Below are 21,770 nucleotides of genomic sequence, written 5' to 3'. Positions count from 1 at the left end.
CTCATGCAACCAAGGCCAAGGGCTCGACACCACGTCCGATGCGCTAAAGGTTATTTTGCTCATACGAGCATTGCGATGAGCTAGCCCTATCGGGGCGCACGTGAAACTCATAAGGATCGACAATGAAGGCTTTTCTATCCCACTCGAGCGCTGACAAAGAGGGCTATGTCGGAATCGTCGCGGCACGCCTCACGGCGGAAGACATCGTATATGACGAAGTTTCGTTCGAGTCTGGAGAACAGAACCTCAGCGAGATCATTCGTGGCTTGGATGAGAGTACGGTGTTCTGCCTATTCATTTCCGACAATTCGCTTAAGTCTGAATGGGTTCGGCAAGAGGTAGATGGTGCATTGGTTCGATTGAAGAGCGGTTCACTCAAATATATTTACCCCATTGTGATCGACCGTAACGTAGCTCACGATGATCCACGCATTCCGAAGTGGCTCAGCGAAAACTATAACCTGAGATTAGTCACTCGGCCGGTTATCGCTGCGCGTCGGATACAACAGAAGTTGAGACAAGCGAGCTGGGCGAAACATCCAAAGCTAAAAGAGCGGGACAGTGTTTTTGTGGGGCGCAATACGCAGATTGAGGCGTTCGAGCGTCGCTTCGATGACTACAGCCAATCTAAGCCTGTGCTCTCGGTCGTTGGCGGTCCTCCTTCCATTGGTCGCCGTGCACTGATCTTAAATGCCTTGCGGAAGCTAGCTCTTGTTGGGCCGGACAAGGATTTCCCCGTCCTTCATCTCGACCGACACGCGAGCATCGAAGACTTTATTCTCCGACTTTTGGACCTTGGAGCATCGGTCCAGACCTATCCCGCCTTGGAACTGACCGAGCGCACACTCGATGAGAAGGTGGCAATCGCGGTGAGCTTGCTCAAGGATCTGATGGAGTTCAAAGAGCGAGTGATCTTGCTCGATGAAGGGTGCCTTGTCACCTTTGAGAGAACGTTAGCACCCTGGTTCGCCGACATCGTCAACAATGTAGATCTATTCGGTAAGCCATTGATCTTTGTAGCCTCGCGCTGGGCACTCAGTCCCGGCTCGGCTCGCTCTCTATCGTCGACGGTCTTTTCTTGCTCCCTTGGCGAGCTGGATCCCTCCGAACGCCGCCGACTCTTTGCTCGTCTCCTAAAGATTGAGGAGATCACTATCAGCAATGAAGATTTCGAAGCGTTCGCCGATCTCCTCCACGGATTTCCCGATGAAGTGTTCTTCGCTGTGGACCTCGTCGCGCGATTCGGCGTCAAGGGTGCTTTTGACCGATCCCATGAAATAGTCGAGTTCAACGGCGAGAAGGCGTCAATGCTATTGCGCCCTTTCCAAGCGAACGATGAGGCGCTAAACGTTATCCGGCTCCTTGCGCAGTCTGAAGTCTTCAGTGTCGAGTTCCTTTGCCAAATATTTAATGAGGCTCGGCTAGCGGCCATCATCGGCGAACTTGTGTCTGAGCATGTGTGTGAGCTGATTGGAGCGGAGGGGGAGTTCGTGAGATTGGTTGACTCTGTCCGCGATTATGTGAAGAGAAACGATCTCAGCTTGGCGCCCGAGCTAAGGAGAGCGGTCAATATCGCAGTCGAAGCCGACATCCGTCGAGGGAACTGGGACGATTATGATTCGTCACGCGTCGCATTTGTGGTGAAGAATGCGCTCGCTAATGGCCAAAGCCTAGAACCCAGATTTCTGATTCCTTCGCACATGCTGCGAGCCATTAAGGAGCTTTACTACGACCGGGGTAGCTTGAAGCGCGCCGTCCAATTGGCGGACGTACTTCTAGCGAAAGAACGAAACCTTGATCCGCAGCTTGTCCAAGATGTACGCTACTACCTTTGTCTAGTACTTGCACGTCTGCGAGATCCCCGTGTGCTAGACGAAGCTCAGCGCATTCACGGGGATGAGCACCACTTTATCCTAGGTTACTATTATCGTCTGGTTGGCCGCCAGCGTGATGCCGTCGAGCGACTCACCCGCGTCGTTACGGCACCCTTCGTCGGCGTTCGGGCAAAACGGGAGCTTGTTGAAGTCTTGCTGCAGATGGAGCAGTACGACGAGGCGAGAGATCTGGCTCGGAAGAATTATGAGGAGAACCGGACAAATCAGTTCCACATCCAGGCATACTTCCGTGCACTCGTGATGGGCAGTAATCCAGAACAACATCGTCCCGACCTTGAATTGCTTTGCACCGAGTTGGAGACCGTTGGGAGCGAGCGTGCCCGCCAGATGGCAATGATTGGGCGAGCCCTTATTTCCGCGAGATGCGCACATGACTATCGGGCACTTGAACTAATCGATGACGCCATTAGGGCGTTCCCCCGCGTCATTTATCCGATGCTAGCGAAGTTCGACATCGGTCTGAGCTTCCGCAATGAAGACTCTATGCAGGATGCGCTGGACCGCCTCGAGGCCCTTGCGAAAGACGGCGTGAACTTGTCGGCAAAGACGCTAGCGGTACAGCGCGCCTATCTCGCGGCCGTGCAAGGTGACCTGCCTACCGCAATGAGAAGAGCAGCGGAAGTTGCAAAGCACTTCACAGACGAGGCGCGCGGAAGGTTTGTCGACAAGCTCACAGCGTTCTCGGCCGGCGCGCCGGCAAGGAAAATGAACGGAGGCCACACAAATTCGTAATTTCTTGATGCAACGGTCGGTACGAGGTAACCGTCCCCGTGCACGGCGGCTCACGATCGGTAGGGGGTCCGTTGCCCCCCACCTCGCGCTCGTCTCACTCTACGGAAATCACGACCTTCTTATGCTCTACCCTGACTTTCAGCAACTGTCCAATGCTGAAGCCGGCTTTCTCAAGCCAAATACCCCGCAGTCGAATCCAAGGGATCGCCCGTAGCCCAGCAAATCTGTTATTGCTTGTTTGAGCAACCGGGTAAAAAGTGCGCCCGGTCTTGATAATGCGCACCTGCGCACCAGCAGATCGTTTCGCCATAGCCAACTCCTGTGAGATCGCATTTCGCCCTGTTCATGGGGCGGCCAGGTACTTTGAACACCGCTCACAGACGGCCCGCAGTTTTCCCCTTACGGGTCTTGTATGACTGCGCGTTACCCGGCCATAGCAAGAGCTATGGACGCAAAGAACCACGGACTGTCGAGCGTGGTCGAGTCGCTGTAAGAGGTGTGTTCAGCACCATTGACTAGGCTAAGCAACAAGTCTTCCGCCAGCGACCGCCGATAAGTGCACGTCCCTTTAGACGAAAGGCGAGTAGACGAAAAAGGACAGATCTATTTCAAGATCAGAAATAGATCTGTCCCCCTTCCTCGTGAGCCTATTGACCCTGTCCGCAGGGAAAGCCTCACCCCTGGCCGCAACGAAGGTATCGACTTTCGCAAAGCTTTGGCGTCGATACCCGTATCATTCAGTCGAGGCACCTAGCCGAATGGACGGCTTGGCCACTATGGGAACGAGAGAATGAAGGACGGTTCGCATCAGCCAGCAGTTGATCAAACGCCCAAAGAACAAAGCACGCCGAGCGTAGACGAAGTCGTTGACTTAGGCGCGCTCGGCCCAGAACCATCGGAATCCTATCTCGAGCGGCTACAGATGCTTGATGAGATTGTCCGCGATTGCATCTTTGTTTCTCGTTCCTACGCGGGCATTCCGTCGCCCACCAGTCAACTTTTTTATGCGTCAGTTCTGTTCACGCTCATGATTACAAAGTGCGTGAGCCTACTGATGCTGGCGCCGCACAGTCCTTGGGCAGACAAAAAAATCGAGCATTGGGACTATAGCTCGATGACTGGTATTGCTCGCACACTCATCGAGTTGCGCGTCGCCTTCTATTATCTGTGTGCGGATAAATGCCCGGAAGACGAGTGGCAGTTCCGCTGGAATTTATTCAATCTCCATGACTGCACGTCGCGCATCCGCATGTTCGAGGCACTCGAGAATGGGAGTGAGGTAGAAGCCCTGCGCGAGGCTGCGGAGGAGATTCGATCACGCCTGCTCGCCAACCCATTCTTAGTCACGATCGACAAGAAGCAGCACAAGCGCCTGCTCCACGGTCAAACCGCCTATCTCTTTCCGATGGAAGTTATCGCGGAGCGCGCCGGCATCGACCTTAGAACTTTCCGCTGGCTCTATGTGCTGTTTTCGGGCCATGTCCACGCGCTACCCATGTCCTTTTATCGAATCGGTCATGCTGGAGACGATCGAGGGCGGGGGCTGCCGAGTCCGTCGGAGGAGAACTATTCCGCGCTCTGTTTAAGTATGGCAGCCACGCTCCTCGTTGCGACGAGGGACAACATCCATGACCTGTTTGCAGTCTATAAGTCGCCGTCGCCGTCGCCGCCCCCGGAACCCGATGTCTCCGATCTGACGGCTAATCCTCCTGCCCTCGCTGTCGGCGCGGAGCATCTTCATAACGCTTCCGATACACTCTCCATACGCTTCAAGAGGACAAGTGAGTCGGCCTATAGGACGACTCTCATATATCGGCCGACCGGCGACGAGATACTCGAGCGCGACGACTCCGATGAGGGTGGTACCGAACTCAAGTATTTCGACCCCTATTTCTGGAGCGTGAAGCTCAACGAGGGACCGACCACAGGCGAGGCTCTCGAGCGGGCACTAGCCGAGCCGCATGCGTTCCGCATTAACTATCCAGCACGCGAACTGCTATTCAAGACGACTGAAGGATAAGTAGACGGACAACAGAGAAGGAAAAGGGACGGATCTATTTCACGCTCGCCACTCGTCCAGCCCATTGATGACGAGATTGTGTCCACATCATGAAACATCGCTGCTGGCTTCGAACTGCTCTTCGTCGCACAAGGGCCAATACTTTCCAACCAGCCGGTGGCGGGGAAACGCCGTGATGGCAGCCGTACTCAAGCCTTCACTGTCGCCAGAAATGATTTGCTTAGCCACCGTCCGATATCCCGCGCGGAAGTGGTTGGCCCCCTTGATCGCAACGACCTTGTACCCCGTAACGTCCACCCCATGCATCGCAAACGGCTCGACATCATAGATCTGCTCGGCACGCGAAGCCACGATGACATCAACACCGTTGATGATCAGCCGACACATCGCCCCCAGATCGAATCGAACGCCTTCGAACATCGCGCCGGCGCGATTCACGAAACGACCGTCAGTGATGCATTTCACATAGGCATCGGCCTTGATCGGCGCACCCTGGAAGCGGCCTTGCTTGCCGCCCAGCGAGACCCTGATCGTCGCGCCGACACCCGCGCGCTGTGCTTGTGCAACCACGGCCGCATCGTTGATCGACGCGAAACAGCACGTGCCGGCGGGCGGATTTGGCATCCAGTAACGCGCGAAGCAGATGCGTGCCGTCTCCGGGTGTGCCGCCGCCCGGGTTGTCTGCGTACGCGTTGACAACGACAGGCCCCTCTGCCGCCGACAGGGCAAGGGCGACGCCCTGTGCGGGGGTCGGAAACGTCGGACGGAACGCCTCGCGATGCGACCAGATCCATTGCGCGACTTCGTCGACGCAACGCTGCGCAAGCGCGCCGTCTCCGGTTGTGGTGCACACGACCGCCGGGCAGGGGGCGGCAATATCCGCGTAGGGGAAACCGTGGAACCACGAGCAGTCGATGACGCCGGGCTGTGCTGCCAGCTTCCGGCAAACGTCGTTGACTTCCGCCGGGATGAACCCGTCTTGTGTCGTCACGATGTATGGCAGCATCGGCAGGCGTCGCATTTACAGCTTGCACGGCAACGTCAGGTCGCAAGCGTCGCGCATCGCGTCCGTCATGTTGCCGTGCAAATCGTAGACCGCGGCAATCGGGACACCCGACCCGGCCAGCGCACGAACGGCAAGCGCCAGATACGAAGCCGGCGCGTATGCCGCCATGAAGCAAGACATCCTCGAAGGCATTCGCGCTGCGCTGCCGGTTGACGGCGTGCTGCTATGTCGGGCAGGCGACGCCCTCGGGCACGATCGGAGCGTGGCGCCGGTCCTGCCGCGCCTTCTTCCGGTTTGCTGCCGACCGTGCTCTAGCTGCCTGAAATACGGCGATCGGCCATGGCACGCTGAGACGATTCCCCATGCCATGGCACTTCTCATACTGCAATATGGGACACCATTGAGAACGATGCCGTTGGCAACAGCGATGGTGTCTCCCGACCGCAAATGACCGACCGCCAGAAATTAAAAACAACCATCGTCTATGTTTGCCTGGTCTTCCGAACAATACTGGTGGCGACGCTATTCGATGTGCTCAGCCCCGTCCTTCCTCTGATTGGCGCCGACCTTGCCGTCAGTCAGGCAAGATTTCAGACCTTCTTCTCGGCGACCTTGATGGTGGGCGCGGCAGTTTTCCTTGTCGCGCCGTGGCTGGTCGATCATATTGGCAGACTGCGCAGCGTAACCGTGAGCGCCGTAGGGGCCAGCTTGCTGGGCCTACTGAGTGCGGCTGCCCAAAGCTACCTGGCCTTTGCGGTGGCCCTGCTGGCATTGTTTGCGGTAAATGCAATAGGCGCAGTTGGAAACCGGGCCCTAATGCGCGACCTCTTGGCCCATGAGCGATACAGGAAACTATTTGCCTACGGGCAAGCCGCATTGGAAGCGACCAGCATCATTGCTCCATTGGCTGCCGGATGGATCGCCGCTGTGTGGGGGTGGCGCGCAATGTTTGCAGCGTTCTGCATGCCTCTGCTCGCGGTGCCGGTGCTATTCGCAATATTTCCGCCTCCGGCCGGTGCAGCTCATGATCTCCGGTCCTCCCGCGGGACGATGTCGCTTCGTGATTTGACTAGTCTTTGCATGACAGCCAGGATCCCGCTGATCCTGCTGTGTGCGACTCAAGGCGGCTATACCACTTTATTGGTGGTCAAACCATTCCTGTTGGCTAGTCTCTTCAACATGTCAGTCACTGAGATAGGGATCGTTTTCGCCGGCTTCGCAGGCGTCGGCGTGATCGGCTACCTGTGCTCCGGCGCGCTGATGGCACGCGTACCTGAGCGCAGCCTTGTTGCGGCCGGCATTTTATGTCTAGGCCTTTCCGCGCTTGGACTATTGCTCCTCTCGATCACGCAAGCGCACGCGCTGCCCGTTTTCCTGGCAGCATTGGCTGCTGCCCAGCTGGGTTACTGCCTTATCGTACCCGTTGCCAACGCGTGGATCATGAATGTCGCCGCCGAGTACCGTGCCTTTGCCGCTGGCATGCTGGGCGGATTGCAGACATTGACCGGCGGGGCTGTCGCGTTCCTGGCGGGTCTTGCCTACAACGATTCAGCACTGCCGGTCGCCGTTGTCTGTACGATTTCCACGCTTGTTTCAGCTGCAACACTGCGGCGCATGCGCTGACAGTCAGGTGCTCCGCACGCCGGACCGAGAAAAAGTCCATGTTTCAGTATGCAAACGCAGAGCGTCGTGGTGTTGACAATGTGATCTCAAGAACGCCAAGAGAGACTCGAGCCGACGCCAGCGCCTTAACTGGCCCCGTACTGTACTAAGTCCGTAGCGACGATCGGCAATGGTGAAGATAACCACCCAGTGGCCGTTTTCTTCATGGTGGGCGTCAATGTCGTAACCACAACCAAGCAGAGTTGCCAGACGATGCAACTCCGCGATGGTGATAAGCGTACCGGCTGGTGCGCCGGATAACCCCAGCAGTGCAGGCATTGCGAACCTCCCTGCGGACCATGGCCCGCGGATGGGCATGTCACTGAACCTGAGCGGTTCGCCGGACGGGATCCGCTGTTGACCAGAAGGGCGCACTTACAGAGTGGTTCTTGTTTTCGGCTTGAGTAATCAGAACTTTCCCAAGACGGCCGAAGAAACATCTCAAGTTAGGTGTTTGCAACCCTCAGGGGAGTGCTCCCGGACGCTCCCGTCTGCAATGCGATATACACGATCTGCCGCCCGGACCAGCGCATGTCGATGCGTAGCCACGATCAGCGTTGGCACCCGCTCCCGGACACGCGCAAAGATGCGCTCCTCGCGTTGTGGATCGAGCGATGAGGTGGGTTCGTCCAGAATGAGGACCGCCGGGCGGCGAGCGAGCGCTCTACCCAGCGCGACGCGCTGGCGTTCCCCTCCTGACAGGTCCCTGCCTTGAATACCTAGCGGACGATCCAGGATGTCGTCGTTTCCGTCTGCGGCGATCTCATTCAATTCAAGCAAGGCAACGAGTTCGTGCAGCGCGCGTTCTGAAGGCGGGTTGTCACAGCCGTAGGTCAGATTCTCCCTGAGTGAGCCGGTCAGGATCATCGGCGCCTGAGGTGCGACAGCGACTTCGCTTGCGATATCGCTGACCGACAGTTTGCTGACCTCCGCACCAAATAGATGGACTGTGCCAGCCGCGGGGCGCGCGAGTCCAAGCATCAGGTGAACCAGGCTCGATTTGCCCGCACCCGATGGCCCGATGAGCGCGACAAGCTCGCCCTGCCTGATAGTGATATTCACGTCCCGCAGAATCTGCTTTCCGGCTTGCGTGACAATTACGTTCTCAATGCGGCAGACTTCCTTCGCAGCATGGTCGATGTGTACGCTGGATTCACTGCGCTCGATTGGCATCTCCAGCAGGCCAAAACCCTCGCGCAGCGCGAGATGGTTGCGGCGCAAATCGGACAGCGATCCCGCGAGGTTGGTGAATGGCATCGCCAGTGTCACGACGTAGCCAACAACCATGACGAAATCGCCCGCACGGAGTACGGAGTGCGTGACGCCGTATGCAGTCGTCACCGAGAAAAGCGTAAGCAAGAGGCCGGTGCAGATGGCTTGCGCCGCGAGAAGAAGTGCGAGCCTGATGTTCCCGCGGGTGATCTTGCCGATATAGACATCAAGCGTGCGGTGCAACGCGGCATCTTCTCTCGCATATGCCTTGTTGAGTTTGATGTCCAGCATGAATCCGAGTCTTTCAACCAGATGGCTCGACAGCATGTCGACACCGCTGAAGATCTCTTCATGAGCGCTTTTGCTTTGCTCTGCGAGGAACCATGTCGCGGCAAAGAGAAGCAACACGGAGACGGCAAATCCGAGAGCAAACGCGCCGTCGGTCAGTTGCCACAGAACGACGCTGGAAAGTACCAGCTGGAGAACAATCGGGATGATTGCCCAGAACACCGAAAACGTGATTGCACTGAAAGCGGCCCGGCTTCGCGCAATGACTGAGACCAGCTTGCCTGGGTCCTCCGCATTCAGGCGCGGGTAGTCAGCCCTGATCAGTCTGGCAAAGATGGCGCCGTGGAATGCGGCATCACACCTGGCGAGGACGGCCGTAAAAATCATCGCTTTCAGCCACTCAAAGGCGCGCGCGGTTGTCCAGGCGAGTCCGTACGCGGCTGCCAGAATCACCGGCATGGCGGTAGCGCCAAGCGTGGCGTCTACAGACAGAGCATTGGTTGTCTCACGCAAGAGGTAGGGAACAAGCGTTGATAATGCCGCGGACAGCGCTACAAACAGGGTTGCTCCGCAGAAGTGCATTGGCAAGCCTGGGTACTTTCCGGCTGCGATTCGGTAGGCGAAGATCCAGTCCTTATACAAATCCAACAGAAACCTCATCGCGGGTCACCTTCGGAGAAGTCATGCGGGGGTCTCTGGACCAGATTTGTTCATTTCACACTGATTGAGACCACCTGCTCGCAGATTAAGGTGTGTTGCCAGAAAATGATCGTCAGAGTATTCGGAATATTGCAGAAGAAACTTCTGTCAATTCGCGATTTTCAGGGGAGGCAGGCTACGACGCCGTGAAGAATCCATGCGGACGTCTCGCGAGAGCAACGCACAGATCGAGTTGACATTGGACGTGGCGGCCGTATGGGAAGGCGGCTTTGCTGTTGCCTTGTTGCCCGCATCGAATCGCTCAATGTCATGACACCTACCACTGCATAATCGTGTAGTAGCCACATCCAAACACTGGCTGTCACAATCCGCCCACAACTGCATGAGGAGCGGATGCCATGCCAGAGCGCAAAAGCCTGGTCGAGGCGATGAAGACTGACGACAGTCTTCATGTCGACATACGGGTGCTTGAAGACATCGCCAGGTTCGTGCCATTGGAAGAGATAGCCGGCCGGCTGCATGGCCTATCGATACCGGGCATCCCAATGGGTGACATCTTGAAGTTCGCGCTGCTCAACCAATGGTTCCAGCACCACTGGCGTAGTGCACCCATCACGTCATCGGGTGCGCACATTCACCTGTTGTGGTCGGGTTGGATTTCTCAAGCCGAGGAATATGTCGACGACATACGCATGGTTCTTGAGGACATGCATGTCCGGCAGACCATCCTGGCGGGCGTTATGCGGGTCCAAGAGCTTCTGGCAGACAACGGCTTCTACGTGAACAACGGTGTCATCTTCAAAGCCGCAACCAATTGAAGGGGGATGGGATGTATAACAGTGAGTTATTTTCGTCCGAGAGCATTTCGTACCTGAGTTCACGCTATCACCACAGCCATACGGATCTGCGCTCGGATTTGAACAAGAATGGGATGCTCGTGGACAGCATCGTCCCAAGCGACCTGATGGCGATCTCTGGCAGTGGTGCAATGATACAAACCAACGCCGGCCCGCTGATCGACTTCCAATCCATGACCGTAAACTGCATCCTCGGTCAGAACGATCCCTGGGTCAAACTGCAACAGATCGCCTATCTCGCAAGCGATCGCCCGTCATTCCACACCACGAAGCTCGGCAGCGAGCTCTATTACAGCCTGCCTCAACGGCTGATCAATCTCGGTGTCGGCGGCATCAAGGACGCTGTGGTTAGCCATAGGCAATGCAACGGCTCCGATGCCGTGGAACATGCGATCAAGGCCGCCAGCGTGGCCCATCCCGACCGGCGGTTCCTTGTTTCCTTCGAAGGGTCGTATCACGGTCAAAACCTGACCGCATACACTGTCTCGCACGTTCAACGCAGGCACAAGTTCCTGGCGGAAAGCAACAGCGTCGTCTACCTGCCGGCGCCAGACGGTACTGACAGCATTTACACGGACTACGGCCTCAGCGCGCGTGAGCGGCAAGCACTCGATCAGCTAGAGTTGATCGCGCCGAATGTCTTCGCGGTAATCGTCGAACCCATCCAGATGAACAACGGCGTTCAGCCCTATTCTTCGTCGTACCTGAGGGCGTTGCTGCAGGTGTGCGCGTTGCATGACATCTGCCTGATCTATGACGAGATCCAGACGGGATTTGGCTGGCTGGGGAAGATGAGCGCGGCCGAGTATCACGGCGCGCCTCCAGATATCGGTGCGTTCGGCAAGGCGCTGACAGCCGGAAATGGCCCCCTCGCACTGACTATTGCAAATCGCCGCTACCGGCATATGGAGCACGGCACGGCATCGAAGACAAACGGCGCCGACGTCAGAGCACTGGTCGCGGCGCATGCCGTGGTCGACCGACTGGTGGGCATTCCGGAAGCAGCCGTTCCCGCTTTCCTCGGTCCGCAGTTGCGTGCCGAACTCGAGCGCGGGCTGCTTGCAGACGTTAACGCCAAGGCGACCCACCTGTGGAACAGGCTCTGTTCTATGGCGCAACGGTTTCGAAACACTATCGCTCGAGTCAAGGGTGGCGGTCTGATGTGCGGTCTGGAATTAGTGGACGCCACAGGCTCACCCTCCGCAGGGCTAGCACACGCGGTCATGGAGTCATGCTTCCGATCAGGCCTTTTCCTCCGTATCACCAGGCACGTGCTGATCGTAAAGGTGCCTATCACGATTACGATGGACGAGTTGGACCGCGGCTGCGACATCCTCGCTGCACGCATTGGCGAAGCGGCATACCGCTAAGGACGACAGCATGCATGACAAGAACGGAAATGCCTACAGGACCCTGCTCCGGAACCAGAACTGGCCAGGCTTTGAATACTACCGCGACGACATCCTTTGCCACCGCCTAGGCGACATCCTGGCCGACCTGGAAGATCAGATTCCGAGGTGGAATGCCGCGCAGCTTGCTTCCTTGATGCGGGAAGGCGATCTCGCTTCATCGCTGGAAATCCTGCGCGCGCTGCGGTTGGTGCCAGGCAAGATCAATGATCTAACGTTGCCGCTTCCCGCTCATTCTCCCGTTCTGTATGACATTGCCGTGGCCGCTGTTCTCGATACATCGCGCACGCGATTGAGTCCGCGTCCGGTTGGGCAACTCGACGAGCTGTTGCACGGCCATGGCGACGCATGCGAGGTGCTCGGTTGGTTCTGGGAAGGCGCCGGTCCGGTCCGCGAGTGGCTCGACAACATTGGCTGGAACATTGGCACGTCATTCGATCAATCGCTCGATCTTCCTGGTCTCCATTCCCTGGTGCGCGAAGGCCTCGTTCGGCAATCGCGTCTGCCCGGCGGTAACTCGGTAGTCATCAAGCGCGATAATCCAGCCAAGGCCGGACGCCTTGCAAAGGAACTCAGGAACGTGGCGGAGATCGTGGCGCGCCTGGACCTGAAGGATCATCTGACAGTGCGACCGCTCGACGATAAGGGCGCTGTATCGTTTGCCGTCGTACGGCCACTCGCGGTCATACGAACACTGAGCGATGGTGTGTGCTATTCGGTCATGCCGCTCGTCAGGCATCCTACACTGGAAACAGTGCTAATGACGCAGACGAACGCGTCGGGACGGGGTGCACTGCTGCGCAAGGCCCGCCTGTTGCTAGATTTTCTCTATGCCAATGGCATCGTCTGGGGCGACATGGCGCCACGGAATATTCTTGTCGAGCAGACGGCCGGCGCGACCACCTTCCACATCCTGGACTTCGAAAAGACAGACGTCGTCGAGTGCCCAGTATCCGCATCGCAGCGGGAGGCACATGCTAGAGGTCCGATCTTCGTGGAAGAGTTTGGCGCAATTTGCAGCAGGGACGAGGTACGACAAGCATTCCATCCGTACTTCGACCCCGAAGCGTGGGACCTCGAATCGGAGGCACCGCTGGCGCTCTTAAAGCCAAAGCGCGAAATCATGGATCTGATTGGACATCGAGCGAATTCCGTGTCCGTTGGGCAATATAACCGCATCGAACTCGAAGTGCTCCCGGCACGCTTCCCCCAATGTGGGGCAGACGGCCAGCCACGACACCCTCTGCATGTCAGCTTCCGGGTGGACCACTACCTCGATGCAAACCATGATCGGATGGCGACCGAAATCCTCATGCGGGCCGCGTCGCGCCAGCAGCTCTGCGAAGTGGTGGATGTGCTCGGCGAATCGCTCAAGCTGCTGGAGAACGCGATGTTTCTGCGACAACTTCTGCGATTCATCGCTTTCCGTGTCGACAGCTTCGATGAGGAGATAAAGACCCGGCGAGCAGAGCTCTCGGCACTGATTTGGCATTTATATCGGGTATCCGACGATGGGCGCCTTTTTGCGAACCTCCTCCGCAACGCAAGCATCAGACATAGACTCGAATACAACCGAGCCAGCGTCGGCAACGCAGCGGAAGACGGCGGCCGGCTGCAACGCCAGAACGCGGCGCCGACGCTGGCCCTTCTGCGCGACGGCCTGCCGCGTCTACTAAATGGAGCGGGTAACGTACTGGTAGTTCTACACGGTGGCCTGGCCCGCGAAGAGTTCGGCCCTGCCTCTGATATTGACATTGGGGTCTTCTGCCAGGATCCGGCACTGGCCGCGCGCGTGCGCGAATCCATCGGCAAGTGGGCCGGCACGGAGCTCACATTGTCAGTGGAATTTCTGCCAGTCAGCAATATTGAGGCTATCGGCGGATACGCTGCCCAGACGCCGGACAGCATCGTTGATTTCCTCTGCGGTGAGGTACTCGCCGGCCCCCCGGATCTTGCCAGCCGCTATCGGGCGAGCGTGGCCGCATTGTGTCAGGACGACGCCTGCAAGTTGGCCGCAAAGCAATATGTAGGCCGGTATGAGTCCATGGGCGATAGCCTATCCGCAAAGCGAATGCTCGAACTCCTGTACCTGCGTGGATTTGTGGGCAACGTTCTGCATGACGGTGCGTCGCTTGCCGCAATCGAGTCAGAACGCGCCCCTTTGCTATGGCGAAAGAACGAGGAAGCATTCGCCACCGCCGGAAAGCCGGCATGGTCGGCGAAGTCTGAAAATTGAGTTGACCCGCCCCGGTGCAGCGCAGTAGCCGGGGATGCCGTCACACGTGCCACGCCGTTCTCCCTCCCATGTTGCCATGGCGAATCCTTTCGGCCTTCGCGAAGCGCGGGGTGTATCCGCGCTCTATTTCATCCTTTTCCTTGCGCAGGGAACGTTGATCCCTTTCTTGCCGCTGTGGCTCTTCGAAAAGGGACTGTCATCGGCCGAAGTCGCACGGCTGGTTTCACTCTCGTTCCTACCGAAGCTGGTCGGGAACCCCATCGTTGCCGGCATTGCAGACAGGACCGGTGCTCTGCGCTCCCTGCTGCTGGTGCTTACCTGTACAGCCTTTGTGACTTTCCTGGCCTATCAGGCTGCACCGTCATTCTGGCTGATGCTCGTTCCTGCCGTGCTGTTCAACCTCGCCCTGTCGGCCATCTTTCCGTTAGCCGAACTGCTGGCCATCCACGTCAGCGCACGCACCTCAGGCGGCTACGGTTTGCTAAGGCTTTGGGGTTCGCTTGGGTTCGCTGCCAGCACGCTTCTGGCCGGTGGGTTCGTGACTCAGTGGAGCGTTCACAGTATTCCGCTACTCGTCCTGCTCGCGCTCGCAACGGCCAGCATGCTGGCGTGCAGGCTGCCTGCCTCCAAACGGACACCTACATCAGTCGACCGCGCAACGATACCTCCATGGCGGGAGCTATTCGGGCACCACCGGTTTCTTTTGGTCTTGTGCGGTGCGGCATTGGTACAGGCAAGCAATGGCTACCTTTACTCCGGGTCAGGGCAGTTGTGGCGTCAGCAAGGCCACACCGCCATGGCAATTGGCACCCTGTGGACCGTGGGAATCTTCGCGGAAGTTCTGTTCCTTGCATCGGTTGGCAGATTCGTCACGTCCTTGGGCAGTGTGAGAATGCTCTGGCTGGCAGCCGCTATGACAACGTTGCGGTGGCTGCTGATGTCCACTACCGCGTCGTTTCCGCTGCTCTGTCTTTGCCAGTTGCTGCAGGCGTTCACCATCGGGGCCAATGTCTCCGCCGTAATGGCTCATATTGGCACCGCGGCCCCAGACGGCTTCCATGCCCGTGCGATTGCCTTCTACTTTGCACTCGGCATGGGCGTGTTCATTGCCATAGCCGTCAACGTCGCCGAGTTCGCCGTCAGGCAATACGGATGGAGCGGGTTCTGCGCGATGGGGGTATTCTCGGCGGCCGCCGTCATGATCCATACCACGGTTCTTTGCAAGAGGAGCGTATAGCATGGGGTACAAGACCATCTCATGGGCCAAGAACGTGCCAAAACGAATGAAGTGGATCGGCATTCTTCGCCATTTCACGTTCGGTTATCTTTTGCGCATGGTGTTCGTGGTGCTCGAAGCGACTTGCCGGCATCGTAAAAAGAATGTGCTGCTCTTTGTGCTGCCCTATGAAGAGTACGACGAGAACACGCGATATCTCTATGAGTACGCCGTGAAGCACCGCAATACCGACCTAGAGCCAGTCCTATTCGTCTATCACGAGGCACTGTATGCCCGTTTGAGAGGCCGCGTAGCCGGGCGGGTCGTTGCTGCGCGATCGAAGGATGGCATGTCCGCATTTTTTGCGTCGCGGATCGCCTTCACGAGCCGGGGTGCGATGGTCAACGCCTTCTATCCGTACGTGTTCGTGGCGCCCTACAAGCGTTTCATTAACCTTTGGCATGGCATTCCGCTCAAGCGAATCGGATTCCTAGCAAGAAACTCCTGGGAAAGCTTGATGCGCGCAGAAGCGCAACGGTACAGCGCAATGACGGTGTGTTCGGCGCCCGAGCAGTTCACCATGGCATTGTCTAATAACATGTCGCTGGACGACATCTGGATTACCAACACCCCGCGCAATGACCTGCTATTCCATACGCGTAGCGCTGAAGTGGAGACAGCGCGGCCAGGCGTGATCCTGTACGCCCCAACCTATCGCGATGGCCAGGCGGACACCGTGTTGTTCCCGTTTGCGGATACGGATATCGACGCGCTTGCAGAGCTTCTGCGCGCCCATGATTTCAGGCTGGTCGTACGCCGGCACGTGTTGGAAAAGCATGCTGCCTCGCAAATTGTCTCCGATGTCATCTCGTATGACGACCGTGACGACGTGCAGGGTGGCCTGGCCGGCAAGCTCTGTGCCGCGGACATCTTGGTGACTGACTACTCGTCGATCTATCTTGATTACCTCGCGCTGGACCGTCCGATCGTATTCCTGCCATATGACAAGCAAGCCTATGAAGTAAAGCGCGGCCTCATGTACGACTACGACGCCGTCACGCCTGGCATCAAGGCACACACGTTCGCGGAGTTCCTTACCGCGCTGCGTACGTACATGACGGACCCGCGGACCGACGCCACTGCACGGCGTGACGCGAGCCGCTTCTTTCATGCGCAGCAGGACGGCAATGCTTGCCAGAGAGTCTTGACTCGTGCCATCGAGGCTTACGCTGGCGTGCGCCACGCGGGACAACCGATCGCGACGGCCGGAGCGCAGCATGACACCTATTGAACGCGACACCACCACCGAGGACCACATGACTGCCTCTTCAGTACTGGTTGTGGGTGTTTTCGATCTATTTCACCGAGGTCACGTTGAACTGCTGCGCCGCGCCAGGTTTTATGGCGATCGGCTTTTGGTAGTTGTCAACGGCGACGCGCTCACGGCGACCTATAAGCGTGTGCCGATCATCAGCGAGCGGGACCGTCTGGAGATAGTGCGTGCCTGCCGCCATGTGGACGATGCCTGGATATCCAACAGCCGCGATATCAAGCCTTACATCGTGGCGAACGACATCGGCGTCGTGGTGCATGGCGACGACTGGCCACATGCATCCTATCTTGAGCAGGTTTGCGTGTCCGAAACTTTCGCCTTCCGTCACGGGGTAACATTCCAATACACGCCGTACTACCGTGGCGATAGCACGTCGGCGATCCTGGCGCGCATCCGGGAGAGGGGCAATGATTGAATTGCAGAACGATCGCCGCCGTCCCTATGGCATGCTGGAGATCGTCGATGGGCGGGCGGCACTGTATGAAGCGATCGAAGCCACGGCGGGCGGCGTACGTAGCGGTGATGCATGTACGGTGATGCTATCTGGGAATGGTCCCACGGCGGCGTTGGCAGCCTCCCTCTGCGAGGGATTGCGGGGCATCATGCAAGGCGGGCTGCTCCACATGCGGGCCAGCGGCATGTATGCCCGCGATTGCGAGGCCCTAGCTGAACGTGTGACGGCCTGCAATGCCGACCTACTAGTCGCCATCGGAGGTGGTCGGATTATTGACACCGCCAAAAGTATTTGCGCCCGCACGGATGTCCGGCTTGTTGTCATACCGACCGCTTTGTCTAGCGACGGCCTATGCTCTCCCATTTCGGTGCTGAGCCAGCCGGGCGGCGGAAAAGTCCGCGAATCCGGCGCAGCACCGGTTGCCGTGGTCATCGACACGGAGATTACCCGCCGCGCGCCGCTGCTGTTTGCGGTGTCCGGCATGTGCGATCTGCTTTCCAACGCCTCCGCACAACTGGACCTTGCCGACGGACATCGCCCCGGCGCAAAGCGGATCGATGGGGTCGCCGCTGCGCTTGCAACGGCGGCATACCGGGCCGTCTGCGGGCTGCGCCCTGTGGACCTCTGCGCCCATGAGGGACAGCGTTTGCTTGCGCAAGCGTTGTATCTCTCAGGCTATGCCATGCATGTCGCCGGTAACTCCACGCCTTGCAGCGGCGCCGAGCATACGATCAGCCACGCGATCGACGGACTCCTGGCAACTTCTCTGCCTCACGGGCTGCAGGTGGGTGTCTGCACCCTTTACTGCCACCATTTGCGGCAGCGCGCGGGGTACACCCCGCTGCCGCCCGAAGTCTACCGAAGTCTGCTGGGGCTCGGCGAATTTCTGAGCCAGGCTATATACGAAGTGAAGGACCGTTTCGTGGAAGTCGTCCTCTCTTCACGAGGCGCACGTCCGGACCGGACAGGCATCCTTGATCTCGTCAACGAACCTGCCGCTTTCGCGTCGGCTTTCGACGATACCGTGGCCGATCTGATCAAATCAGATTGAGAGCCCGGGCCGCCCGCACTGCGTCGTGCCGCCGGCTGACGCCCAGCTTGTTCATGACTTTCCTGACATGATGCATAACGCCATGCTCTGAAATGCCCAAGATTTGTGCAATTTCCCACGTCGATTTTCCGGCGCCAATCCATAAAAGACATTCCTTTTCCCGTTCGCTCAAGGTCCGAATCGTTGGCCGGATGGCGGATCGATGGACCCGCCGCAGTGCCTCGTGAAGATGGAGCGAAATGCGGATGCACATGGCGACTCGCGCTTCAATATAGTCTGTCAGATCTGCATCAGCGATTTCAGTACCCACAATCCAATAAATCAGCGACGCGTCTCCATTGCGCGAATGCACTGGACAAGTAACTCCAGCAGCGATTCCAGCGGCTGTGGCAGCGCGCATCAGTTCGTCCAGCTCATTTTCCTGAGCTCCTCGTGTAAGCCACAGCCTAGGTACACTGTTCTCATACAGGCTGTCAGGAATATACCGAGGGTGGCAAGCCAGAATATTCCTGAATTGCTCGTCCAACCCGGGAGGAAGATTATTAAAAGAAATCCATGAATCGGCCGTAACCGCTCCCTTCAGCACAGTGCAAAGCAAGATGTATCGAAAGCCTAAAAATTCCGATAAATGACTGGAAAGGGAAATTATTTCAGTAGTTTCCATGCATTCATCTAGTCTGTCGATTACTTCCGTGGCGGACGAAAATCGGCTGATCAACATGACAGTAGGGAATCTGTGATGGATGCTTCATCATATTCCATCGCCTCCGTTCGCCTGCCATGATGCTGGCGTAAATTAAGGCGAAATTTGATTTCCTTCAAAATCAAGGATGGTCTGTGGCTGTATTAATTATTTCGAAATTCTGAATAAAATACCATGAGATTGGTGTGAACTCATATGGAGCGCGGCGATGCTTGTAAAGCTTAGGCAGGCTGATACTGAAGTCAGCGGGCATCTTGTGGTTCTAGGTCTGATCTTTCACGACCCCCCATATGTCCCGCTGGCTGTCGTGTGGAGCGCAAAGGACACGTTCCCGGCTGTCGTGCCACTGGATGATTGTGAAATTGTTGATGCGAGGTTGCCTCCAGACTGGAAGATAGCGCATGTCCGAAGGGGCAACGTCGTACGATTGGCACCGTCGGATTTCCTTGAAGAAGGATTCTGGTCCTGCGTCCTAAACGGCGATGAAACTGCGGTCACGCGTTTCAACGCCATCACCGAGGAATTGTTGCGTTTTCACGCCTTACATCACGTTTAACATGATGTTGTAGAAGCCGCGGGAGCGACAGTATGCTGTGTCGGCTCACACGTGCGGCCCTGGGGCATCTGGACAGCCAGCCTGACGCCGGCACGGGCTGCCCGCTGACGATGACACAAGGGTTGCGATTTACCGGCAGGCTCCATGAGCATTGCAACGGCCGGCTTTGTAGATGCAAGTGAACATACGGTTGCGACCAGCAGGTGCGGCCGAGCTGACGTGGTTTCTGCTCCTGCATGCAAAGGACGTATTCGACAGATGGATTGGGAAATCACCTGGGTGTCAGCAATCCGTCGTCGATGCTTTTTTTCAAGCTAGCTGCTCGGCGCGCACGACGTGGGGTGTTCCAGAAGCTGATCATCTAAGCAGGGGAAAATCCCGCTTGTTGACGTCGCCTACCCGGTAGAAAATGCCTGGGCCAGCTAAGCTGGCGGATTTCGCTTCTCCCCATCGGTTGACTGCTTTTACAAGACGCCCGCGTAGGCGCCGCAATCGTGACGTCCCGCCTCCATTTCGACCTCACCACCATCCAGCTCTTCATCGCGGTCGCCGACCAGGGCAGCATCACCCGCGGCGCCGAACGCGTCCACCTGGCTCCCGCCGCCGCCTCCCGCCGCATCCTCGAGCTCGAATCCCAGCTCGGCGTTTCCCTGTTCGAGCGCCTGCCCCACGGCATGGCCTGTACCGAAGCCGGCCGCGCGCTGCTGGCCCACGCCCGCGGCATTACCCACACCGTCCAGCGCATGCAGGACGACGCCGCGTCCTTCGTCGGCGGCGATCTCGGTGTGGTGCGGGTGGCCGCCCCCAAGTCCGCCGTGATCCAGTTCCTGCCGTTCGACATCCTGCGCTGCGCCACGGAATGCCCCGGTGTCCGGATCGACCTGCAGGAAATGAACAGCCAGGAAGTCCAGCAGTCGCTGCGCCGGGGCACTGTCGACATCGGCATTTATGAAGGCAGCCTGGGCGTGGTCGACTTGCCTACCGCGCCGTACCGGGGCGACCGGCTGGTGCTGGTGGTGGCGCGCGGCCATGCGCTGGCGAAGCGCAGGAAGGTGACGACGGAGGACGTGCTGGACTGTGACCTGATCGTGCTGGGCGAGAGTTCGGCGATTTCCGTGGGGCTGGAACGGCTGGCGGAGGATGCGGGGCGGGTGTTGCGGATGCGCATGCGGGTGAGCGGGTTCGACAGTATCGCGGCGCTGGTGGCGCAGAACCTGGGCGGCGGGGTGATGCCGGAGGCGATCGCGCGCGAGGTGGCGGGGGGCAGCCGCTTCGTGCGGTTGCCGATCGCGGGGGAGTGGGCGGCGCGGCATTTTGTGCTGTGCCATCGGCCTCATGGGGTGCTGTCGTCGGCGGCGCTGAGCGTGCTGCAGGTGCTTGCGCAAAACACGAAACCTGAATCCCGAAAATAGCGATAGCCCTGGGCCGGTGCATTGCGCAAGATGGACTCCAAACGATAGAGGAGACACGCAATGCAGCGCAGGCAATTTCTTCTGGCGGCCGCGGCCGGGCTGGCGGTGCCCGGCCTGGTGCGCGCGGCCAATGTGGCGGGGCCGGTTCGTATCGTGGTGGGCTTTGCCCCCGGCGGCGGCACGGATGTGCTGGCGCGGGTGATCGGGCAGAAGCTGGGCGTGATGTGGAACACCAGCGTGGTGGTGGAGAACAAGCCCGGCGCCACCGGCGCGATTGCCGCGGCCTATGTGGCCAAGCAGCCGCCTGATGGCACCACGCTGCTGATGGCGCATGTCAACAGCCATGCGATCGCGCCGGCGTTGCTGGACGTCAAGTACGACCCGCGCGCGGACTTCACGCCGATCTCGATGGTCGGGGTCACGCCCAATATGCTGACCTGTCGTCCGGAACAGAAGGTGCGCACGGTTTCGGACATCGTGGCGCTGTGCCGCAAGAACCCGGGCAAGATCTCGTTCGGCTCTTCGGGCATCGGCTCGGCGCAGCACCTGGCGCTGGAACTGTTCCGGATGCAGGCGAAGATCGAGGTGGTCCACGTGCCGTACAAGGGCTCGGGCCCGCTGGTGGCGGACCTGCTCGGCGGCCAGATCGACTATGCCTTCGACACCATGACCGCGGCCACGCCGTTCGTCCAGCAGGGCAAGGTGATCGCGATCGCGCAGACGCGCCTGAAGCGCGCGGCCAGCCATCCAAACGTTCCGACACTGGCGGAGTCGGGATTCCCGGGCCTGGACGCGGCGTCGTGGTACGGGCTGGTCGGCCCGAAGGGGATGCCGCCGGCGCTGGCGCAGCGCATGAACGAAGACGTCAATCGCGTGCTGGCGATGCCGGACGTGGCGGAGCGGCTGAAGAGCTTCGGCGCCGAGGACTCGGGCGGATCGAACCAGCAGTTCGCCGCCTACATCACCGCCGAATCGGCCAAATGGGCCAAGGTGATCAAGGACGCCGGCGTGAAGGCGGAAAGCTGATGGGCGACCGCCGACGCACCGATGCACGCAGCACGAACCAAT

17 protein-coding genes and 1 pseudogene are annotated in these 21,770 nt (G+C 58.5%); 13 read left to right on the top strand and 5 right to left on the bottom strand.

Features of this window, described 5'->3' with window-relative positions; translation table 11 throughout:
• Positions 1–122: 122 nt before the first annotated feature.
• On the top strand, positions 123–2,627 hold the full coding sequence (locus AC3FMM_RS24665; protein ID WP_488687612.1) for a TIR domain-containing protein: 2,505 nt from the start codon (positions 123–125) through the stop codon (positions 2,625–2,627).
• 94 nt (positions 2,628–2,721) lie between these two features.
• Here AC3FMM_RS24665 and AC3FMM_RS24660 read toward each other — a convergent pair whose 3' ends face one another.
• Positions 2,722–2,937 (bottom strand): SymE family type I addiction module toxin, encoded by a 216-nt coding sequence (locus tag AC3FMM_RS24660; protein WP_488687611.1) that lies wholly within the window; start codon positions 2,935–2,937, stop codon positions 2,722–2,724.
• Between the two features lie 480 nt (positions 2,938–3,417).
• On the opposite strand from AC3FMM_RS24660, the gene AC3FMM_RS24655 reads away from it, so the two are divergent.
• Entirely contained in the window at positions 3,418–4,647 is a 1,230-nt protein-coding gene (locus tag AC3FMM_RS24655) for a DUF5677 domain-containing protein (RefSeq protein WP_488687610.1), read from the top strand.
• Positions 4,648–4,734: 87 nt separating this feature from the next.
• Here AC3FMM_RS24655 and AC3FMM_RS24650 read toward each other — a convergent pair whose 3' ends face one another.
• Together AC3FMM_RS24650 and AC3FMM_RS24645 are read right to left on the bottom strand one after the other, a co-directional pair.
• Positions 4,735–5,346, bottom strand: coding sequence for an MlrC C-terminal domain-containing protein (locus AC3FMM_RS24650; RefSeq protein ID WP_488687609.1), 612 nt, complete (start codon positions 5,344–5,346; stop codon positions 4,735–4,737).
• 85 nt (positions 5,347–5,431) lie between these two features.
• A pseudogene (locus AC3FMM_RS24645) lies at positions 5,432–5,821 on the bottom strand (M81 family metallopeptidase); the annotation flags it as partial.
• A 279-nt stretch (positions 5,822–6,100) separates the two neighbouring features.
• Between AC3FMM_RS24645 and AC3FMM_RS24640 the strand changes: the two are divergent.
• Positions 6,101–7,276, top strand: coding sequence for an MFS transporter (locus tag AC3FMM_RS24640; RefSeq protein WP_488687608.1), 1,176 nt, complete (start codon positions 6,101–6,103; stop codon positions 7,274–7,276).
• A 480-nt stretch (positions 7,277–7,756) separates the two neighbouring features.
• On the opposite strand, the gene AC3FMM_RS24635 is transcribed toward AC3FMM_RS24640, so the two are convergent.
• Entirely contained in the window at positions 7,757–9,475 is a 1,719-nt protein-coding gene (locus AC3FMM_RS24635) for an ATP-binding cassette domain-containing protein (RefSeq protein ID WP_488687607.1), read from the bottom strand.
• A gap of 398 nt (positions 9,476–9,873) precedes the next feature.
• On the opposite strand from AC3FMM_RS24635, the gene AC3FMM_RS24630 reads away from it, so the two are divergent.
• The 7 genes from AC3FMM_RS24630 to AC3FMM_RS24600 all read left to right on the top strand — a co-directional run bounded on the left by AC3FMM_RS24630 (position 9,874) and on the right by AC3FMM_RS24600 (position 18,031).
• Positions 9,874–10,293 carry a hypothetical protein gene (locus tag AC3FMM_RS24630; RefSeq protein WP_488687606.1) on the top strand — a complete coding sequence of 140 codons (420 nt, stop codon included), beginning with the start codon at positions 9,874–9,876 and terminating at the stop codon, positions 10,291–10,293.
• 11 nt (positions 10,294–10,304) lie between these two features.
• Positions 10,305–11,702: an aminotransferase class III-fold pyridoxal phosphate-dependent enzyme gene (locus AC3FMM_RS24625; protein ID WP_414248943.1), complete on the top strand. Its 1,398-nt coding sequence runs from the start codon at positions 10,305–10,307 to the stop codon at positions 11,700–11,702.
• Between the two features lie 10 nt (positions 11,703–11,712).
• Complete coding sequence (locus AC3FMM_RS24620) at positions 11,713–13,977, top strand: nucleotidyltransferase domain-containing protein (protein WP_147309728.1); 2,265 nt, start codon at positions 11,713–11,715, stop codon at positions 13,975–13,977.
• Positions 13,978–14,053: 76 nt separating this feature from the next.
• Positions 14,054–15,214 carry an MFS transporter gene (locus AC3FMM_RS24615; RefSeq protein WP_198035999.1) on the top strand — a complete coding sequence of 387 codons (1,161 nt, stop codon included), beginning with the start codon at positions 14,054–14,056 and terminating at the stop codon, positions 15,212–15,214.
• Position 15,215: 1 nt separating this feature from the next.
• Positions 15,216–16,484, top strand: coding sequence for a CDP-glycerol glycerophosphotransferase family protein (locus AC3FMM_RS24610; protein WP_488687605.1), 1,269 nt, complete (start codon positions 15,216–15,218; stop codon positions 16,482–16,484).
• Positions 16,471–16,941 (top strand): FAD synthase family protein, encoded by a 471-nt coding sequence (locus AC3FMM_RS24605; protein WP_414248940.1) that lies wholly within the window; start codon positions 16,471–16,473, stop codon positions 16,939–16,941. Before AC3FMM_RS24610 ends, AC3FMM_RS24605 begins: the two co-directional genes overlap by 14 nt.
• A complete protein-coding gene (locus tag AC3FMM_RS24600) occupies positions 16,934–18,031 on the top strand; it encodes an iron-containing alcohol dehydrogenase (protein WP_116313082.1) in 1,098 nt (365 codons plus the stop codon). The genes AC3FMM_RS24605 and AC3FMM_RS24600 overlap by 8 nt, the downstream gene beginning before the upstream one ends.
• Here the strand turns inward: AC3FMM_RS24600 and AC3FMM_RS24595 are convergent.
• Positions 18,018–18,695 (bottom strand): helix-turn-helix transcriptional regulator, encoded by a 678-nt coding sequence (locus AC3FMM_RS24595; protein ID WP_488687604.1) that lies wholly within the window; start codon positions 18,693–18,695, stop codon positions 18,018–18,020. The genes AC3FMM_RS24600 and AC3FMM_RS24595 overlap by 14 nt on opposite strands.
• Before the next feature lie 247 nt (positions 18,696–18,942).
• Here AC3FMM_RS24595 and AC3FMM_RS24590 point away from each other — a divergent pair, with 247 nt between their 5' ends.
• The 3 genes from AC3FMM_RS24590 (at position 18,943) to AC3FMM_RS24580 (ending at position 21,728) form a co-directional block, all read left to right on the top strand.
• Entirely contained in the window at positions 18,943–19,290 is a 348-nt protein-coding gene (locus AC3FMM_RS24590; protein ID WP_147309727.1) for a hypothetical protein, read from the top strand.
• 494 nt (positions 19,291–19,784) lie between these two features.
• The gene (locus tag AC3FMM_RS24585) at positions 19,785–20,702 is read left to right on the top strand and encodes a LysR family transcriptional regulator (protein ID WP_488687603.1); all 918 of its coding nucleotides are present in this window, start codon (positions 19,785–19,787) and stop codon (positions 20,700–20,702) included.
• 60 nt (positions 20,703–20,762) lie between these two features.
• Complete coding sequence (locus tag AC3FMM_RS24580; RefSeq protein WP_414248937.1) at positions 20,763–21,728, top strand: Bug family tripartite tricarboxylate transporter substrate binding protein; 966 nt, start codon at positions 20,763–20,765, stop codon at positions 21,726–21,728.
• Positions 21,729–21,770 lie beyond the last annotated feature (42 nt).

The organism is Cupriavidus sp. 207A1, assembly GCF_057798955.1.
This window is presented reverse-complemented; position numbering and strand designations above follow the sequence as displayed.

Coding starts and splice junctions, on each gene's coding strand:
- AC3FMM_RS24665 (WP_488687612.1), top strand. CDS start 123: ATGAAGGCTTTTCTATCCCACTCGAGCGCTGACAAAGAGGGCTATGTC.
- AC3FMM_RS24660 (WP_488687611.1), bottom strand. CDS start 2,937: ATGGCGAAACGATCTGCTGGTGCGCAGGTGCGCATTATCAAGACCGGG.
- AC3FMM_RS24655 (WP_488687610.1), top strand. CDS start 3,418: ATGAAGGACGGTTCGCATCAGCCAGCAGTTGATCAAACGCCCAAAGAA.
- AC3FMM_RS24640 (WP_488687608.1), top strand. CDS start 6,101: ATGACCGACCGCCAGAAATTAAAAACAACCATCGTCTATGTTTGCCTG.
- AC3FMM_RS24635 (WP_488687607.1), bottom strand. CDS start 9,475: ATGAGGTTTCTGTTGGATTTGTATAAGGACTGGATCTTCGCCTACCGA.
- AC3FMM_RS24630 (WP_488687606.1), top strand. CDS start 9,874: ATGCCAGAGCGCAAAAGCCTGGTCGAGGCGATGAAGACTGACGACAGT.
- AC3FMM_RS24625 (WP_414248943.1), top strand. CDS start 10,305: ATGTATAACAGTGAGTTATTTTCGTCCGAGAGCATTTCGTACCTGAGT.
- AC3FMM_RS24620 (WP_147309728.1), top strand. CDS start 11,713: ATGCATGACAAGAACGGAAATGCCTACAGGACCCTGCTCCGGAACCAG.
- AC3FMM_RS24615 (WP_198035999.1), top strand. CDS start 14,054: ATGGCGAATCCTTTCGGCCTTCGCGAAGCGCGGGGTGTATCCGCGCTC.
- AC3FMM_RS24610 (WP_488687605.1), top strand. CDS start 15,216: ATGGGGTACAAGACCATCTCATGGGCCAAGAACGTGCCAAAACGAATG.
- AC3FMM_RS24605 (WP_414248940.1), top strand. CDS start 16,471: ATGACACCTATTGAACGCGACACCACCACCGAGGACCACATGACTGCC.
- AC3FMM_RS24600 (WP_116313082.1), top strand. CDS start 16,934: ATGATTGAATTGCAGAACGATCGCCGCCGTCCCTATGGCATGCTGGAG.
- AC3FMM_RS24595 (WP_488687604.1), bottom strand. CDS start 18,695: ATGGAAACTACTGAAATAATTTCCCTTTCCAGTCATTTATCGGAATTT.
- AC3FMM_RS24590 (WP_147309727.1), top strand. CDS start 18,943: ATGCTTGTAAAGCTTAGGCAGGCTGATACTGAAGTCAGCGGGCATCTT.
- AC3FMM_RS24580 (WP_414248937.1), top strand. CDS start 20,763: ATGCAGCGCAGGCAATTTCTTCTGGCGGCCGCGGCCGGGCTGGCGGTG.